Here is a 16,121-nt window from a genome sequence, read left to right as displayed (position 1 = left end):
TTTTCCGTTCGAGGAAAACAAAAGGCGACAAATGAATTAGCCTTTGCATTAATGGCGGTAAACTTGAGGAAGTTCACCGCCAAAAACTCCAAAAAAATAAATAACGATGATAAATTTCTATCAAAAATGAATCCAAGCCGCATTTTAATGACTTGGATTCTTTTTTTATTATTTTTGGCTAGTTATGTCCCAGCCTCTTTTTTAAATTAACTGTTTCATAGTGAATACATAATTCTTTCCGGCTGCAATATGATAAATAGGAATCAATTCGTTCTGGTTGATAATTCGCTCAAAGTCGCCGATAATAGAAGATAATTGTCTGAATAAATATAAAAGTACATATGAAAGGGGAAGTGGGTATGAAGGCGTTTGTTTTAGAATATGGAGAATTGAAACTAAAAAGTATGCCAGAACCAAAACCACAGAGTAATGAAATAGTCGTTAAGTTAAAAACAGCGGGTCTGAACAGGAGAGACCTCTATATACCGAACCGCAGAGGCAGCGATAAAGAAGCACTCATCCTCGGTTCTGACGGCGCAGGGATCGTTGAATCAGTAGGAGCAGCTGTTACTCGTTTTAAAGAAGGCGATGAAGTCATCATCAACCCGTCACTAAACTGGCACGAAAATAGTGACGCACCTCCAAAGGGATTCGATATCCTTGGCATGCCAGATCATGGTACATTTGCTGAAAAAATTGTTATCAATGAAGAACAAGCGGAAAAGAAACCGGATTACTTAACATGGGAAGAAGCTGGCGTTCTTGCACTTGCTGCCTTGACAGGCTACCGTGCCTTAGTGACAAAAGGAGATATTAAAGCAGGGGAAACAGTCTTTATACCTGGAGCAAGCAGTGGCGTAAACACGTATATCATCCAATTTGCAAAAAGTCTTGGAGCTCGTGTGATTGTTACTTCGAGAAGTGCTGAAAAGTTGAAACAAGCAGAAGAGATTGGGGCGGATCTTGCGATTGGAACGCAAAGTGACTGGAAGGAAGAGTTGAAGAACGAGCAGATTGATCTTGTGATCGATAGTGTAGGTGCAGCGACCTTTAATCGTTCGTTGGACGTATTGAAACAAGGCGGAAGAATTGTTATTTACGGAGCAACAGCAGGAGATCAGGCAGATCTTAACTTACGGACCTTCTTCTATGGTCAATATAAACTGTTTGGCTCCACGATGGGAAGTCGTGAAGAACTTCAACAGTTACTAGCCCATATGGAGAAACATGAAATAAGACCAGTTATGGATAAAACCTTTGCATTTGATGACGCCCAGCAAGCATTCGACCACCTGGAGGAGAACAGCCAGTTTGGTAAAATCGCTTTATTAACAGAATAAAAAATAGGACTGGGAGTTTTTCCTAGTCCTATTTTTTACTGTATTTGAAAGCCTCTGTTTGTAACATAATTAGAGATACTCCAAACACCGATTTTTTTATTTCGAGCTTCTGACTCAGCTTTATAAAAATCAGAAGCATATTTATCATTTGGTGGGAAAACATAGGCGACTCTTGCTAATCCTTCCTTAATTAAAAGCTCATTGAATAGCTCATCATCTTTTGTGTAAAGATAGGCTAATACTCGGTCATAGCGATCACGTTCATCTGTCCCGTATTCTAAAAAGATTGGATCAAATTTGTCAAAGGAATCCGCCATCCGTGCACTCGCCTCTTCTGCAAAGGGCTGATGGTTTCCTGCTTTGTGATCCAGTTCGGGAGTATCAACAAGCAGTAAGCGGACATATTCTTCTTCACCGTCAATTTCGGCTAGGAACGTGTCTCCATCTACCACTCGCAAGAATGTAGCATTAGCCTCTTCATCTTCTTGGAAAAAGAAATAAATAACAGCGAGTATTAGGACTGTGAGTATGGTTGTTACCGTTCTTTTCTGCATTAACTTTCTCCTCTTATTATAATTTCTTATTATAACATGAGTGAAAGATCTGCATCGCTAAAAATACTATGCTTTTGGCTTAAAGAGAATAGCACCAAGCACACCGAAAATAATTGCGGCTGAAATACCAGCGCTCGTTACTTCAAACATGCCGGTAACGACGCCAATCAATCCGTGTTTCTCAGCTTCAGCTAATGCCCCGTGGACTAATGAGTTTCCAAAGCTTGTAATCGGAACTGTCGCTCCTGCTCCAGCAAAATCAATTAACGGTTCATATAGACCAAACCCATCAAGGATAGCACCTGAGATGACGAGAATGGTCAGGGTGTGAGCGGGACTGAGTTTGAATACATCGAACATGATTTGTCCAATTACACAAATAAGGCCACCAATAACAAATGCCCAGAAAAATACCATGAACTAGTCACTCCATTTCAATTGAGACTGCATGTGCAATAGCAGGGATGGAATCTTTTTGTTGAACACTTAGTGGTGAATGCAAAGAACCAGTAGCTACAAGTAACATCCGTTTGAACTCACCTTGAATCATCCGTTTCAGGAAATGCCCGTACATGACGATCGCTGAACATGCTGTTCCGCTTGCACCTGATTGAACAGGTTGATCTGGACCGTAAATCGTCATGCCACAATCCACATATTGCTTATCTTCCAACTGAATTCCTTGTTGTTTTAATAAATCAAAGGAAGTTTTTCTCCCGATTTTTCCTAGATCTCCGGTTATAATCAGGTCATAATAATTTTCGTCTACATTTCTTTCCTTGAAATGTGTTTGAATCGTCTCCACTGCAGCAGGTGCCATCGCTCCTCCCATATTAAAAGGATCAGTAATCCCCATGTCTACAACTTTTCCAATTGTTGCAGAAGTTATAGCTGGACCATGCCCCTGCTTGCCGATAATTGCACAGCCAGCACCGGTAACTGTCCACTGGGCAGTCGGAGGTTTTTGGCCGCCATAATCATTCGGGTAGCGGAATTGCTTCTCCGCTGCAGCATGGTGACTAGCAGAGCCACTCACGATAAAATCGGCAAATCCGCCATCAAGTAAAGCAGCAGATAAAGCGAGCCCTTCTGTAGATGTAGCGCAAGCGCCGAATAAGCCAATGTAAGGCATAGCAAGTGTCTTAGCGCTAAAGGTAGTAGGTGTAATTTGATTAATTAAATCTCCGCTTATGAAGAAGTTTACCTGTTCTTTTTCAACTGGACTTTTCTGAAGGGCTATTTCAACTGCCTCTTCCATCAGGCGCTGCTGAGCTTTTTCAAAGGTTTTCTCCTTCAGCCAGCCATCATCGAATAAATAATCGAAATCACTTCGCAGAGGTCCTTCCGCTTCGAAAGGGCCACCGGTTATGCCGGTAGAGAGAATGACCGGACGATTTTGAAATTCCCATGTCTGCTTTCCTTGTAACATTTTATAAGCCTCCTAATTGCAGGAAAATCGTTTTGATTAACGCAATTACAAATGCGGCAAATACACCATATACGATCACGGGGCCGGCAAGTTTAAACATATTTGTTCCAACTCCAAGAATGAATCCTTCTGTCCGGTGCTCCATTGCTGCAGAAATGACGGCGTTCCCGAAACCGGTAACAGGAACAGCTGACCCAGCACCGGCAAATTGACCAAGTCGATTATAAAGGCCAAAGCCTGTCAGGATCATCGTAATAAAAATAAGTGTTGCAGTTGTCGGATTCCCTGCAGTTTGTTCGGTGAAATCGAAGTAATAAATATAAAAGGTGGTGATCACTTGTCCAATTAAACAGATAAAACCTCCAACAAGAAAAGCTTTTACACAATTAAGTAAGATTGGCCGCTTCGTTTCCCGTTTATCTTCAAAGGATTGATACTGTTTTGCTTTATTCTTTTGATCTGCCATCGGAAAAAAACCTCATTTCTTATGTCTGTTCTTTGGATAACTTCCGGATTCTTTCAAGCTCTTTCTTTAAGTCAGCTCTGGACAAAGTACCATTCGTTATTCGTTCTTCAAGCTTTCTTAATTCGAGAACTATTTTCTGATCCGTCGATAGTTCAATTTTGTGCTTATGGAAGGAGGATTCGACACTGTCTTTTAAGTTCTTTTCTAATTTCTTCAATTGCAGACGGTCATGCTGTTTCGGATCAATTGCAATGACGATTACGTCGTCATTATTGATTGCAATAACTTCATTGATTTCATGTTCCTGTTCAATAAGTTCTTTTGCATGCTCACTTGGTTCTTGATTATAGTTGGTAGATGTGCGCAGGATGGATGGATTTGTTTCATTTGCTGATTGGCCGGTATTGTTCGTTGCACAAGCATTCAGCACAAGTAAGAGAAGAAAGGAAATTACAATTACATAACGTCCCATTGTATTCGTTTCACACCTTTCTGCAAGGGCTTATATTCTTGAAATTACAGTTTATAGCATTGGGAAAACAGGAGGAAATATACTTGGAATTTACTTCCTATCGAGTTAGAGAAGAAGAAAAAACATCAGGAGGTAACCTGATGTTTACTGTTTATTTATATTTTTACTTTGTACGTATGCTGCTACGTCTATACGGGTTGGAATTTTATATTTCCGGAGCATTTGCTTTGACCAGTTATCATCTTTCAAATTGGAATCGCGAGCTTGGTAATAATCTGAAATCGTTCTATCATAACTCTCTACATGTTTATGTGTTGCTTGCTGGTATGTATTCTCATGGAAGACAGCTTCAAATGGCAGACGCGGCTTAAGGTTTGGCTCATGATCTGGGTGACCAACCGCAAGACCGAACAATGGGATAACATATTCCGGAAGCTTTAAGAGTTCGTCTACCCGGTTAATATCATTTCGCAAGCTCCCAAGGTAACATGCGCCAAACCCTAAGGCTTCCGCCGCGATAACCATGTTTTGTGTCACTAATGCACCATCTACCGTGGCAACGATGAATTGCTCAGTGCTTTCCAAATTCTGTTTAACATTTTCATGAACTGCATCAGAATCCAAGTTAGCAATCCGGCTAAGATCAGCACAAATAACAAATAGGTAGCCATTATTTTCTACGTAGGGTTGGCCGGATACTTTTCTAAGCTCTTTTTTTATATTTTCATCCGTTATCCCGATGATGGAGTACGCCATGACATTACTCGACGTGGAGGCTCGTTGACCAGCTTCTACGATTGTTCTTACTTCCTCTTTCGTCAACTTTTCGGGAGTGAATTTTCGAATAGAACGATGGTTATGGAGTAGTTTAATTGTTTCGTTCATTAGATGATCTCCTTTATCTTAAAATTATTGTAGATTTAAATGGTACGTTTCGGTAATAAATGGTGGTTCCTCAAGCGTGGTCCAAGCATCCAACGCTTCTTCAGTCGGTTCGTTCAGGTCGGGAAAATCAATTGCCAGTGATGAATCATCCGACCATTCAATAGAAAAAATCGGCCATGTAAAGCCGAGTCCGAAAGCTTCATCCCCTTCATTTCTCATGGTAACAGCTGTCCATTCCTTAAGATCAAACACAATAACATGACTTGGAACCAAATGTGCTTCTCCAGGCCGGTTAAAATGAAAAGCGACCTTTGTTGCGTCAGGGGAGAATGTATGGTTTACATAGGAAGCCATATCTGCAACTAAAAATGCGGACTTATTTTGGTCAGGATGTAAGAGAAGATAGGAACATTGCTTATCGTAACAAGAAAAGCACAAAATAAAGAATTCTTCCATTCCTAAAACGTACTTCTTCAGCTCCATGTCCGAGATAGCTTGCTGTGGTTTTTTCTGGACCTGAAGAAATTGATGAAGGATAGGAATATCACGGATGGAAAGAGAAATGATTTCCTCATCAATTGTAAATTCCACATATTCTTCTATATCTTCAGGATCCTGGTCTAATGGTTCCGATTTTTTTGCAGCGGAGGTTTCCAGCGGTTCCAGATCCAGGTCAGCTTTATGAATAGGAGAGAGCGTATCGTTTTCCGAACAAGCTGATAAAAAAATTACAATGAAGACGACAGAGAGAACCATTCGCATCATAACCGCTCCCTAGTTGTATTTTTACAATCCAATTGTACACTACTTTTCGTAAACATGCAGTTGCTTTGCACTTGAATTGTTTGTTAAGTTTTATTCCCATCTGCTAGCATTTTTGATACACTTCAATATAATGAAATCAAGGGGGCATTAGGGTGAAAACTTTTAAATTAAAACAATTGCAGATTGTAGAATTCGATACAGACGCTTATAAAACAGTACATATCCCATTATTGGATGGATTGATTATCAATCGGGAAGATGTAGAAAATCGTTGGTTGATTGAAGCATATACGAATCCTGAACTGCTTGATTACTTCACAGCATTAAAGGAAAATAATTCGGAATTAATTATTCATGTCAAAATTACAACAGAGTCGAATGAATTGGCAACTTGTATTACATCGATTATCGATATCAATCCAATTGGTGATAATATAAATGTATTATTACTCGGCACCATGGTGGATCAAAAAACAGAAAAAATAGAGAAGGTTTTAGAGAAATTAGTGACAGAAGGAAATAGAGGAGAGGATTTGCTGAATAAGTTTAAAGAAAATCTTTAAAAATTGAAGTCATAGGAGTATCCCAGCAATGAATATACGTGATGGTAAATTAATATGGTTGAATCGATTAACACCAGTACAATTGCTACTGCTTTTTTATATTGTTGCAGTCATTTTCTCGACTGTGCTTCTAGCCTTGCCAGTGGCATATAAAGAAAATGCATCCATTTCATTTATTGATCTTTTATTTACAGCCGTTAGTGCGTTAAGTGTTACGGGGTTAAGCACAATTTCAATTGTTGATACATTCAGCACAACAGGAGTTATTCTCCTGACAATAATTTTACACCTCGGAGCAGTCGGTGTAATGGCGATCAGTACGTTGATCTGGCTGATAATCGGAAAAAAAATTGGCTTGATTGAAAGAAGATTAATTATGACGGATCAGAATCAGACAAGTTTTAAAGGAATGGTTCGTTTAATTAAGCAAATTATTATTCTAATCTTGTTTGTTGAACTGCTTTTTGTCATTATTTTAGGTTTTTACTATTTAACGTATTATGATTCTGTAGCAGAGGCCTTCTTTCATGGTTATTTTACAACGATTACGGCTATATCGAATGCAGGCTTTGATTTGACAGGTTTATCAATGATTCCGTTTCGTGGTGATTATTTTATTCAAGGGGCAGTTATGTTTTTAATCATTTTTGGAGCGGTTGGTTTCCCTGTTTTAATTGAATGTAAAGAGTTTTTGCTAGGAAAAAGGAAGAAAAACAGGACGTATCGCTTTACTTTATTTTTTAAAGTGACCGTTGCGACTTTCTTTGCATTGATTCTTATAGGAGCGATTGGAATATATCTGTTGGACATTAATGGATTTTTCAAAGGAGTTGTCTGGCATGAGTCATTCTTCTATGCAGTTTTCCAATCTGTAACAACGAGAAGTGGCGGACTTGCGACACTAGACGTAAGCAAGCTAACAGACGCGAATCAGCTCTTTATGTCATTTCTTATGTTTGTAGGTGCCTCACCGAGTAGTGCGGGCGGAGGGATTCGAACGACAACTTTTGCACTTGTGATGTTATTTATCTTAACGTATATTAGCGGGAAGAAGCAGGTACGGATTTTTAACAGAGAAATTCACGAAGAAGATTTGAGGAAAGCTGTAACAATTACCCTAGTTGCACTTTTCATCATGTTTGCTTCGGTCTTGCTCGTTTCGGTTGTCGAGGATTTTTCGTTGACACAGATTTTATTTGAAGTCACCTCGGCATTTGGTACGGTTGGACTTTCAATGGGCATTACGGCGGATTTGAGTATTCTCAGTAAAATCTTGCTCATGCTTCTTATGTTTATCGGAAGAGTCGGTATTATCACGTTCTTACTCATCTTTCGTCCGCGTGTCAACCCGAGTAATGTCCGCTATCCTAAGGAAAGAATGATCATCGGTTAATCGATTCATAAAGTGAAACTTCATTCAGTGAGGGTATTGGTCACAGGACGTGACCGTTCTTAGCCGGCCTTCCGCGGGAGTCTCGAGGTGTCTGGACTGCTACTAAGTTATTTCCTAAGTATTATTAGAAAAACAAAAATAGCTTGTGCATTGGGTGGGGAATGCACAAGCTATTATTCGTGTTTTAGAAGTAAAATGCTGCTCCGACGATAATTAGCAAAATAAAAAGTACCACGATTAAAGCGAAGTTGCCGCCATAGCCACCGCCATAGCCTCCGCCGCCGTAGCCGCCACAACCGTAGCCACCGCCACCGAATCCGTAGCCCATAACTTTCACCTCCCACATCTACAGTGTTACTATATGCAGGAAACCAAAAAACGTATAGACGTTAGCACAGAAAAGGACAAGGAGCAATTCACAAAAAACCTCTAATCCGTTGTATCGGTGATTTTTACAATTTTTAATTGATCATTTTCATATGCAAAGATAAATTCAAATTGTTGGGAAGTCGTTTTTTCTTTTTCGTCATCTTGATTGCTGTCCCTTTCCATAACGTCAACTTCAACCGTTGTTTCAATTTGATTATGGTCTAATACTTCACTTTCTGAATCTGTTATTCTTAAGTCAATGATATAGATATATTGGTTTCTGAAATCTGCATAGGAAGTGCTCTGTTGCAGGGTGCTGCCTAAGAGTGAGTAAGCACTAATATAATCACGGATGCCAATACTATCCCAAAAATATTCGGTTAAGTAATTCGCATCCTGCAGCCCTTGTTCCATATTTATGTTACTCATGATGTCTGTGATACTAGCAAATTTCAAATCTTCATTCACAGCTTCATTAGACCATTTCTTAGCGATGTCAATCACTTCATTTATTGGGATACTGAATCCGAACATTCCATCATCCATCCCAACGGAGTTGATGCCAATAATCTCACCCGTTTCCCTTTTAATGAGAGGGCCGCCGCTATTACCATGAGTGATCGATGCGGAAATCTGGTAGGCATTGGCATAATGATAACCATCAACATCTAAGTCTCTTTCTGTCCCAGAAATAATCCCTAATGTAACAGTGTTTTGAAAGCCGTGCGGGCTACCGAGTGCGATGATTTCATCTCCAATCTCTGCTAGTTCATCAGAAAGAGGGAGAGGGTCACGATTGGCTAATTGCGGCACACGGATGACTGCAATATCAGTATCTTCACTTATTCCAATGACAGCAGCAGGATAGAATCTTGCATTTGATGTTCGGACATAAATCGCGTCTGCGTCTTGGATGACGTGGGCATTCGTAATAATGTCGCCTTTACTATTATATAAAAATCCGGAACCGGTAATCGTACTATATTCATTATGTCCTTCGATTTGAATCACGCTTTTTTCAGCTTCGTGGATAATTGTTTTCAAGTCAAGATTTTCACTTTTTTCAGCAATGTGATTTACAAATGGTTGATTGATAGCAAGTTCTGTATCTTTCCAGTCAGAATACAGCTTGAAGGTAATAAAAATGCCGATAAGCAGAAAAACAATACTTATAAAAATAGCGGGATATCTTTTTTGTTTCATGAAGTCTCACCTCGGATGATTATAAACCAGAAATTCATTAATCGGTATACCATGTTATTTTTTTAACTGCAGCTTCCAGATTACTCGATTTGTCTTTTAAATCAAAATGCGTAAATTCGAATTTCCCCTGTTCGGTTGGATAAAGCGTATCTGGATAGACGAATATTTCATTTGTCAAGATTTCCTCATCATTCCGTGAGACTGTATATTCAACAAGAATGGAATTAATCGGAACAGTTGCATTACTCTTGACCGCTCCTTTAACTACAATTCTGCCATCTTCATCATTCTCTACATCGATAAAATTAAGTTCAATCGCATCATTCTCATTCATTTGATGTTCTTGATAGGCAGTATCCATTGCTTGCTCCAGCCGTTCTTGTGCTGCAGCTTCGAAAGAACTTTTTTCTTTATTGATATTTGCAAGTAAGCTTTGCAGTTTCTCAGCATCTGGTGCATATTTTAATCCGTCCTCTGTAATTAACTGAGCATCATTGAATTGTTTGTTATTCAAAGCTTCACTTGCTGTTGAGAAGGTATATTCCACAAGTTCATTCCGTAACTGTGTGACAATGTCGTTTGCTTCAGAATGATTTATTTCTTCCGCCTCCCAAATAAGCATACGAATTTCATCTATACTAGGACTGTCTTCAAGTTTTGTTTTTAACTGTTCCAAAAGAACGGAAGCGTGCGTTTGATTAATTTTTTCGACGAGTTTACTGACAACAGGCCCTTGATACGTTTTTAATTTATCCTCTGTTACATGGAGAATGTCCAATGCCTCGTTGTAACTCCTATCTTGGAGGAGCTGATCTGTCTTTTTCAGTCGTTCATCTATTTGCAGCGCTTCATTCGTGTATTGCAATGCTACTTGCGCTTGACTGAAATCCTTCCGGTAATCAAGAGAGCTTTGCAGCAATTGACTTGCTTGTTCGTAATCTTCATCAAGCAGCGAATTTTCCGCTTCTGTATATAATTCGACCGCTTTTGTTGATTGATGATTTAAGTAAGTGGAGAATAAAAACACACTGCTAATCACAATAATTAGTGTAGCAATTGGGAGAATCCACCATTTCTGGAATCTTGCAGGCTCTAGTCTTGAATCGATATCAGGTAGAGATTTTCCACATTTTAAACAAAAGTGTTCCTCTTCTTTTACTTTTGTTCCGCAATTTGGGCAATAATACATCACGTGTCACCTCCAATAATCTATATTATTTTATCATAAATGCTTTATTAAAAAGAAAAAAGTTGATATGATAAGGAGGATGATAAGATACATAGCTTTAATATAAAGTGAAACTTCAATCCGTGGGTTTTTTTCTTCATTCCCCACTGATTGTTAGCTGAACAAATCCGGGTGTTAGCTCACGTTTCTTCCCACCTAAACATTCTCGAAGACCCTACAGTTTTGAAGTGGAGTTTCATGGACGGTTACACCAGGAAAAAAATACCAATGAAAATTATGAAAGGGGAGCATATGAATGGAAACGATTTATGCGATTGTTCTTTTTGCCATTCTTATCCTTAACATCGGCTACTGTTTATTGGATAATGAAAAGTAATGAATCGAACAGGGCAGCCACACTTGACTGCCCTGTTTACTTTATTATTTTGTTCGCTCCCATTCACTAATTGGGTAAATAATGAGTTCTGACCTCCCAATGATTTCATCGCGCTGAATATATCCGAGGCCGTTACGGCTGTCTTTACTAATCGCGCGGTTATCTCCCATCACAAAATAACTATCCTGAGGAACGTGTACCGGGCCGAACTCCCCAGTCTTGCTGCTAATTTCTTCGCTCAGAAATGTCTCAATGTATCTTTCTCCATCAATATATAATTCACTATTTTTGATTTCAACCGTTTCACCTGGCAGGGCAATAACCCGTTTGACATAATTTTTGTCTACTTGCTGAATGATAATAATATCACCACGCTTCGGCTCATCGACGATATAAATTATTTTATTAAAGATGAGCCTTTCACCGTTTTCAAGCGTTGGTTCCATACTATCGCCTTCAACAATCGAAGTGGCGAATACAAAGTTTTGGATTAAAAGAGCAATGATGACAGCGATCATAATGGCTTTTAGCCATTCAAGCCATTCGGATTTTTGTTTTGTAGCCAATTGCTACCATCCTTTTCTATTTGAATTCACTTTTTATAGTAGCATATCTTTGTTTCATTATCGACAGTAAACGACAAAGTTTTTTCACGACAATTAATGAATTACAATTCAGTTTTAAAGGAGTGCTATACTTTCAATGGATACGCTTGGAGAGATGCTTAAACAGATTGAGTTTTTACGCAAAAAAATGATTCAGGCTGCGGAAGAAAATGGGCTTAATCATGAAAAATGCATTACAATAAGCAAGGAATTGGATCAACTACTAAATGAATACGAAAGAATGAAAGAGGAATCGAATTCTGAAATAAAAAAAAGCAATGAAGTTATTTAAAAAAGTTTACAGGATGGAAGAGTATATATTCGTTTGTAAGCTATTTATTTGGGGATAAGCAATTGAAAATAGCTTTATTGACTTTGTGAAATTGGATGTAAAAGAGTAATTTGTTTGAAAATTATCATTAAATGATATAAAATATAATTGAAATAGTAATTTTCCGTTAATTACGAATAAAAGTTCCTAAAATGTTCAAATAATTTCGATTAGGAACATGGAAAATTGGGTATAATGAAATTAGTATGTGTAAAGGAGTGCAAAAGATGAGACCTAAACGTATGAGTTTTGAACAACTCGTAAGCCAAAATATAAGAGAGTTGCTTGATGATGAGAATAGCCTCGATCAACTGGAAATGCGTTTGGAGAAGAAGCATGAAGCGAAAGCTAAGAAACAGCGCGAACAGGACTCTGGGCTTTTATCAAATGAATAAATTAGCGTAAAAAAACGGGATGTGAACATACTCCCGTTTTTTTTATGCTCGAAGTTTGGGTGACCTGGTTACATTATTTTGATTACTGCTATAAACTTGCACAACAATCACAGCACAGATAATACAAGCCATTCCTAGCATTTGAATGAACGAGAAAGTTTCTTGGAAAATGAAAATTCCAATCATGGTCGCTACTACGGGTTCTACCGTTGTCAGAATAGAAGCTTTTGAAGTCTCTGTGCGATTTAATCCATGTGTATAAATGATATAAGCGACTGCAGTAGGGAGTAATCCTAAGCCGAAAGCGTAAAAGAGTACTTCTTGATTGATTAATAACATAACTTTCTCTTTGTAAGGAAAGAAGGGGATTAAAGCAATAGCTGCAGTTAGAAATGTAAAGGTCGTAATCGGTAGTGTTGTATATTTCCTCAAAGCGTATTTACTGAATATGCTATACAGTGCATATCCAACTGCTGAACCGATCCCGAAAACAACACTCCCAAATTTAAATGCTTCCTTGTCAAAGGGAATTAAACCAACGACAAGACTCGTGCCGAATAATGTGATACAGAGGGCAATGATTTTAATTCGTGTTAACGGCTCTTTGAATAAAAGGTAAGAAAAAATGGTCACAAATGCCGGACCTGTATAAAGTAATGCAGTAGCAACAGGGATTGTCGATGTTTCGATAGCAGTAAACATGCAATAGTTGAAAAATACAATACTGAAAATACCGGTGCCAATGAAGTATTTGATGTCGGTTAATTGATGCAATTTCAATCTTTTCGGTGCAGTGAACAGTAAATATAAGACGAGAATAACAGCTGACGTCCATACTCTGAGTGTCACTACCTCCATTGGAGTAAAACCATATGCATAGAGATTTTTTACATAAAATCCAATTGTCCCCCATAACGCAGCCCCGATAAGAATATAGATAAATGCTTTATTCACCAACATCGCTCTCTTTCTACCATTCTCACTTTCATTATATTCGTAAAGTATTTAGATGTATAGTAATTTTTTAAATGGGAACAATAAAGCTATTTAAATTGCTTAGTTGGAGGTTTCATGATGGACCGTTTCTTTTCCGAATTGATTTTCTTTCATTATGACTTTCTTTTTATTATGGCGGGTTTATTGTTGCTCTTATGTATATTTATACTGGTGAAACGTCTAATTGAGTGGGGCAAGGAAAAAGAATATGTACTCGGATATCTCGTAGGAAGTATTACTTTTTTGAATTTTTTCTTTTTTATATTGATTATTGGCAGGAAAGAAATGCAGGCGGTTATATTTTTACCATATTTATTACAGATTATTGGAATTTATGGGATTTTGTTGATCATTAGTTTGGTGTGCAAATATTTATTTAGACGGTTCATCAGTAAAAAGGCGTAAACAGCCATGTTGCTGTTTGCGCCTTTTTACTGATGAATATTTTAGAGGGTTAATAATTCCTGTGTCTACTAGTTGGCGGCCATTCCATCTTACCAAGAGATGAGGGTGTGTAGTAAGCTGATGTATAAGTTCGGCTTTTTTTCGGTTTAGTTGAAGGCTTATAGTTGATATAAGGATAAAGAACTCGTTTAGCTTGTGAAAGTGACATTTTCGAATGGGGATTTCGGTAGTTTTTATCTAAGGAACCGAGATGTTCCAATTCTTTGAAGTCTTCCTTTGTTGGAGGAATGTGAAAATAATAATCTGCCACTTTAACAAGTAATGTGGAATGCTGGTTGCTGTACTTAGGCCTGTCCGAGAAATGAAGCCCGATTCTTTCGGCGCGCTTTTCTTTTAATAATTTATTGATTGCTTCTTTTTTGATGAAATATAAATGTTGAGGCTCCGGGGCAGTTTTCGCATGGCGGTTAACGCTGAAAATTGCTTGAGCTATTTCGTGTATATCACTGTCTGTACTCATAAACTCACTCCTTTACAACATCTCTATTATATCTATCGTACCTTAAAGAAACGGTTTAGGCAATGGGAGATTTAAGGTAGATTCACTTTCGCTTCATGATCCAGCGTATTAGAGAAAGAGGTTTCGTTCAGCGTTATATGATGATCTATTTTTTTATGAAAAAAAGCATTCGTGTTGAATGCTTTTCGAAGAATTGTTTTATTCATTTAGTTTATTGATATCATTTATAATTGATTCTATCGTTTCGGATTGGACTCCATCGTAATATTTAATAACTTCTCCTTCAGGATTGATCAGGAAAAATCTAGTTCCATGTGTTACTTGGTCTGTACCTTCCGGGGCCTCGGCAAGTAAACTCTTAAACGATTTGATTGAGATTTCTTTAATCGTTTGAAAATCATAACCCGTTAGAAATGTCCAATTACTGAAGTCGACATCATAGCTTTCCCCATATTCCCGGAGTACTTCCGGTGTATCATAATCAGGGTCGACACTAAAAGAGACAAGATTGAGATCGCCATATCCTTCTTCAGCTAAACGATCCTGGAGCATTTTCATGTTGGAAGTCATTGGTAAACATACGGTTGTACAGTTTGTGAAAATCATATCAGCAATCCAATATTCACCCTCTAAATCCTTCAGGCTCATCGTTTCGTTATCTTGAGTGGTGAACTCGAAATCCAGCATATCTTCACTCATATTCGTTTCGATTGCTTCACCGCAGCCAGCCAGGAAAAGGGAGAGTGCCAAGATAAATAATAGGCGCTTCATGTAAGACAATCTTCCTTTCTAAGTAAATAAGCTTATGTTTAGTATAGCATTCTTTTATTTAGGTTTTAGCTGAATCCAATGACTTTCCTGTGAAACATTTATGACAAATTGGCTTTTAATGTGTATTCATGGATTTCAGGTTTACAAAATAAACGGTAGGGGACACGGGTTGTTCCGATGCCTGCATTTACGAATAGTTGCAATCGATTGTCAATGAGATATTTACCAACTACATAATTTTCCGCATAAGGGGGAGTGTAGAGGTGTCCGATGATAGGTAAGCGCACTTGACCGCCGTGGCTATGGCCTGAAAGTTGCACATCCACTGGATACTTTACCGCTTCATCTGCAAAATCCGGTTCATGGGCAAGCAGGATTGTAAATAGCTCTGAGTTCGCTTGATTTAGTGCGGCTTCCAAATCGGGTTTACCGAGCATAAGATCATCAATTCCTGCAAGAATGAATGCATCCTGTTCTGAATTGATTTCTACGTGGCTGTTTTGTAATAAGGTAAAATCAGCTGCTTCCATAATGTCAAGAATCGTATCCGTGCCATAACCGCCATGATCATGATTCCCGTAAATCCAATATTTACCTAAGGGAGCATCTAAGCTTCCGAGCACATTGATAATAGGTTGATGTTCCTGCTCTTGCAAATACTTTGGATTATCGATCAAATCACCTGTAAACAAGATAATATCTGGCTTTCGTTTATTAATCAGGCTGACAAGCTTTTCTAAGTCTTCAACCGAATAATTAAATCCAAGATGGGTATCGGAGAATTGGATGATTTTCTTATTATGGAATGTTGCTGGGATTTTAATTGATGTAATAGGTTCTTCTTGGATATGTAAGCTTGCTGGCTCAATTTCTCTGCTGTAAAAAAATGTTCCACCGCTTAAACCAATTAAAGTAAACATGAATCCTGCCGCTCGCTTTAAAAATGCTCGTCGATTCATCTGGGTCAAACCTTTCTATAATAAAACTTCCGTCCTGTTTAAATCGTTATACTTTCCGATTATAGCACGGAAGTGAAGATGCCGTACAGAAGGAAAGTGGTATGGGCAAACAATAGGTTCGTATTTATAAAGGCA

Annotated in this window: 21 protein-coding genes and 1 pseudogene; 7 read left to right on the top strand and 15 right to left on the bottom strand. The window is 38.3% G+C overall.

The window, feature by feature from the left end:
• A pseudogene (locus tag L3V42_RS12365) lies at positions 1-210 on the top strand (IS5/IS1182 family transposase); the annotation flags it as partial.
• A 149-nt stretch (positions 211-359) separates the two neighbouring features.
• Positions 360-1,340: a zinc-binding dehydrogenase gene (locus L3V42_RS12360; protein WP_238472098.1), complete on the top strand. Its 981-nt coding sequence runs from the start codon at positions 360-362 to the stop codon at positions 1,338-1,340.
• Positions 1,341-1,375: 35 nt separating this feature from the next.
• On the opposite strand, the gene L3V42_RS12355 is transcribed toward L3V42_RS12360, so the two are convergent.
• From L3V42_RS12355 to L3V42_RS12325, 7 genes are all read right to left on the bottom strand, one after another.
• The gene (locus L3V42_RS12355) at positions 1,376-1,894 is read right to left on the bottom strand and encodes a thermonuclease family protein (protein ID WP_238472097.1); all 519 of its coding nucleotides are present in this window, start codon (positions 1,892-1,894) and stop codon (positions 1,376-1,378) included.
• 66 nt (positions 1,895-1,960) lie between these two features.
• Positions 1,961-2,311, bottom strand: coding sequence for a stage V sporulation protein AE (gene spoVAE, locus L3V42_RS12350; protein ID WP_235763868.1), 351 nt, complete (start codon positions 2,309-2,311; stop codon positions 1,961-1,963).
• 7 nt (positions 2,312-2,318) lie between these two features.
• Positions 2,319-3,323: a stage V sporulation protein AD gene (gene spoVAD / locus L3V42_RS12345; protein WP_235763867.1), complete on the bottom strand. Its 1,005-nt coding sequence runs from the start codon at positions 3,321-3,323 to the stop codon at positions 2,319-2,321.
• Position 3,324: 1 nt separating this feature from the next.
• Positions 3,325-3,789, bottom strand: coding sequence for a stage V sporulation protein AC (spoVAC, locus tag L3V42_RS12340; RefSeq protein WP_235763866.1), 465 nt, complete (start codon positions 3,787-3,789; stop codon positions 3,325-3,327).
• 19 nt (positions 3,790-3,808) lie between these two features.
• Positions 3,809-4,261 (bottom strand): YhcN/YlaJ family sporulation lipoprotein, encoded by a 453-nt coding sequence (locus L3V42_RS12335; protein ID WP_238472096.1) that lies wholly within the window; start codon positions 4,259-4,261, stop codon positions 3,809-3,811.
• A gap of 144 nt (positions 4,262-4,405) precedes the next feature.
• Entirely contained in the window at positions 4,406-5,146 is a 741-nt protein-coding gene (gene nfsA / locus L3V42_RS12330) for an oxygen-insensitive NADPH nitroreductase (protein WP_235763864.1), read from the bottom strand.
• A gap of 24 nt (positions 5,147-5,170) precedes the next feature.
• A complete protein-coding gene (locus tag L3V42_RS12325) occupies positions 5,171-5,911 on the bottom strand; it encodes a hypothetical protein (protein WP_238472095.1) in 741 nt (246 codons plus the stop codon).
• Positions 5,912-6,063: 152 nt separating this feature from the next.
• On the opposite strand from L3V42_RS12325, the gene L3V42_RS12320 reads away from it, so the two are divergent.
• Together L3V42_RS12320 and L3V42_RS12315 are read left to right on the top strand one after the other, a co-directional pair.
• Positions 6,064-6,474 (top strand): YwpF family protein, encoded by a 411-nt coding sequence (locus L3V42_RS12320; RefSeq protein WP_238472094.1) that lies wholly within the window; start codon positions 6,064-6,066, stop codon positions 6,472-6,474.
• Positions 6,475-6,502: 28 nt separating this feature from the next.
• Positions 6,503-7,867 carry a TrkH family potassium uptake protein gene (locus L3V42_RS12315; protein WP_235763861.1) on the top strand — a complete coding sequence of 455 codons (1,365 nt, stop codon included), beginning with the start codon at positions 6,503-6,505 and terminating at the stop codon, positions 7,865-7,867.
• Between the two features lie 184 nt (positions 7,868-8,051).
• On the opposite strand, the gene L3V42_RS12310 is transcribed toward L3V42_RS12315, so the two are convergent.
• The 4 genes from L3V42_RS12310 to lepB form a co-directional block, all read right to left on the bottom strand.
• Positions 8,052-8,195 (bottom strand): YjcZ family sporulation protein, encoded by a 144-nt coding sequence (locus L3V42_RS12310; protein WP_235763896.1) that lies wholly within the window; start codon positions 8,193-8,195, stop codon positions 8,052-8,054.
• A gap of 101 nt (positions 8,196-8,296) precedes the next feature.
• A complete protein-coding gene (locus tag L3V42_RS12305; RefSeq protein ID WP_238472093.1) occupies positions 8,297-9,439 on the bottom strand; it encodes a S1C family serine protease in 1,143 nt (380 codons plus the stop codon).
• A 37-nt stretch (positions 9,440-9,476) separates the two neighbouring features.
• Entirely contained in the window at positions 9,477-10,628 is a 1,152-nt protein-coding gene (locus L3V42_RS12300) for a zinc-ribbon domain-containing protein (protein WP_238472092.1), read from the bottom strand.
• Positions 10,629-11,048: 420 nt separating this feature from the next.
• Positions 11,049-11,570, bottom strand: coding sequence for a signal peptidase I (gene lepB / locus L3V42_RS12295; RefSeq protein WP_235763859.1), 522 nt, complete (start codon positions 11,568-11,570; stop codon positions 11,049-11,051).
• Positions 11,571-11,706: 136 nt separating this feature from the next.
• Here lepB and L3V42_RS12290 point away from each other — a divergent pair, with 136 nt between their 5' ends.
• The gene (locus L3V42_RS12290; protein WP_235763858.1) at positions 11,707-11,901 is read left to right on the top strand and encodes an aspartyl-phosphate phosphatase Spo0E family protein; all 195 of its coding nucleotides are present in this window, start codon (positions 11,707-11,709) and stop codon (positions 11,899-11,901) included.
• 266 nt (positions 11,902-12,167) lie between these two features.
• The gene (locus tag L3V42_RS12285; RefSeq protein ID WP_235763857.1) at positions 12,168-12,335 is read left to right on the top strand and encodes an FbpB family small basic protein; all 168 of its coding nucleotides are present in this window, start codon (positions 12,168-12,170) and stop codon (positions 12,333-12,335) included.
• Positions 12,336-12,377: 42 nt separating this feature from the next.
• Here the strand turns inward: L3V42_RS12285 and L3V42_RS12280 are convergent, their stop codons facing one another.
• Entirely contained in the window at positions 12,378-13,295 is a 918-nt protein-coding gene (locus L3V42_RS12280) for a DMT family transporter (protein WP_255783464.1), read from the bottom strand.
• Between the two features lie 114 nt (positions 13,296-13,409).
• Between L3V42_RS12280 and L3V42_RS12275 the strand changes: the two genes are divergently transcribed.
• Complete coding sequence (locus L3V42_RS12275; protein WP_238472090.1) at positions 13,410-13,736, top strand: hypothetical protein; 327 nt, start codon at positions 13,410-13,412, stop codon at positions 13,734-13,736.
• Between the two features lie 49 nt (positions 13,737-13,785).
• Here L3V42_RS12275 and L3V42_RS12270 read toward each other — a convergent pair whose 3' ends face one another.
• From L3V42_RS12270 to L3V42_RS12260, 3 genes are all read right to left on the bottom strand, one after another.
• Entirely contained in the window at positions 13,786-14,256 is a 471-nt protein-coding gene (locus L3V42_RS12270; RefSeq protein WP_235763854.1) for a YkyB family protein, read from the bottom strand.
• Between the two features lie 198 nt (positions 14,257-14,454).
• Positions 14,455-15,027, bottom strand: coding sequence for an SCO family protein (locus L3V42_RS12265; protein ID WP_235763853.1), 573 nt, complete (start codon positions 15,025-15,027; stop codon positions 14,455-14,457).
• 98 nt (positions 15,028-15,125) lie between these two features.
• Positions 15,126-15,986, bottom strand: coding sequence for a metallophosphoesterase (locus L3V42_RS12260; RefSeq protein ID WP_235763852.1), 861 nt, complete (start codon positions 15,984-15,986; stop codon positions 15,126-15,128).
• Between the last annotated feature and the right edge of the window lie 135 nt (positions 15,987-16,121).

Source organism: Oceanobacillus alkalisoli (genome assembly GCF_022213125.1).
Taxonomy (GTDB): domain Bacteria; phylum Bacillota; class Bacilli; order Bacillales; family Amphibacillaceae; genus Oceanobacillus; species Oceanobacillus alkalisoli.
This window is presented reverse-complemented; position numbering and strand designations above follow the sequence as displayed.

Coding starts and splice junctions, on each gene's coding strand:
- L3V42_RS12360 (WP_238472098.1), top strand. CDS start 360: ATGAAGGCGTTTGTTTTAGAATATGGAGAATTGAAACTAAAAAGTATG.
- L3V42_RS12355 (WP_238472097.1), bottom strand. CDS start 1,894: ATGCAGAAAAGAACGGTAACAACCATACTCACAGTCCTAATACTCGCT.
- spoVAE (WP_235763868.1), bottom strand. CDS start 2,311: ATGGTATTTTTCTGGGCATTTGTTATTGGTGGCCTTATTTGTGTAATT.
- spoVAD (WP_235763867.1), bottom strand. CDS start 3,323: ATGTTACAAGGAAAGCAGACATGGGAATTTCAAAATCGTCCGGTCATT.
- spoVAC (WP_235763866.1), bottom strand. CDS start 3,789: ATGGCAGATCAAAAGAATAAAGCAAAACAGTATCAATCCTTTGAAGAT.
- L3V42_RS12335 (WP_238472096.1), bottom strand. CDS start 4,261: ATGGGACGTTATGTAATTGTAATTTCCTTTCTTCTCTTACTTGTGCTG.
- nfsA (WP_235763864.1), bottom strand. CDS start 5,146: ATGAACGAAACAATTAAACTACTCCATAACCATCGTTCTATTCGAAAA.
- L3V42_RS12325 (WP_238472095.1), bottom strand. CDS start 5,911: ATGATGCGAATGGTTCTCTCTGTCGTCTTCATTGTAATTTTTTTATCA.
- L3V42_RS12315 (WP_235763861.1), top strand. CDS start 6,503: ATGAATATACGTGATGGTAAATTAATATGGTTGAATCGATTAACACCA.
- L3V42_RS12310 (WP_235763896.1), bottom strand. CDS start 8,195: ATGGGCTACGGATTCGGTGGCGGTGGCTACGGTTGTGGCGGCTACGGC.
- L3V42_RS12305 (WP_238472093.1), bottom strand. CDS start 9,439: ATGAAACAAAAAAGATATCCCGCTATTTTTATAAGTATTGTTTTTCTG.
- L3V42_RS12300 (WP_238472092.1), bottom strand. CDS start 10,628: ATGTATTATTGCCCAAATTGCGGAACAAAAGTAAAAGAAGAGGAACAC.
- L3V42_RS12290 (WP_235763858.1), top strand. CDS start 11,707: ATGGATACGCTTGGAGAGATGCTTAAACAGATTGAGTTTTTACGCAAA.
- L3V42_RS12285 (WP_235763857.1), top strand. CDS start 12,168: ATGAGACCTAAACGTATGAGTTTTGAACAACTCGTAAGCCAAAATATA.
- L3V42_RS12280 (WP_255783464.1), bottom strand. CDS start 13,295: ATGTTGGTGAATAAAGCATTTATCTATATTCTTATCGGGGCTGCGTTA.
- L3V42_RS12275 (WP_238472090.1), top strand. CDS start 13,410: ATGGACCGTTTCTTTTCCGAATTGATTTTCTTTCATTATGACTTTCTT.
- L3V42_RS12270 (WP_235763854.1), bottom strand. CDS start 14,256: ATGAGTACAGACAGTGATATACACGAAATAGCTCAAGCAATTTTCAGC.
- L3V42_RS12265 (WP_235763853.1), bottom strand. CDS start 15,027: ATGAAGCGCCTATTATTTATCTTGGCACTCTCCCTTTTCCTGGCTGGC.
- L3V42_RS12260 (WP_235763852.1), bottom strand. CDS start 15,986: ATGAATCGACGAGCATTTTTAAAGCGAGCGGCAGGATTCATGTTTACT.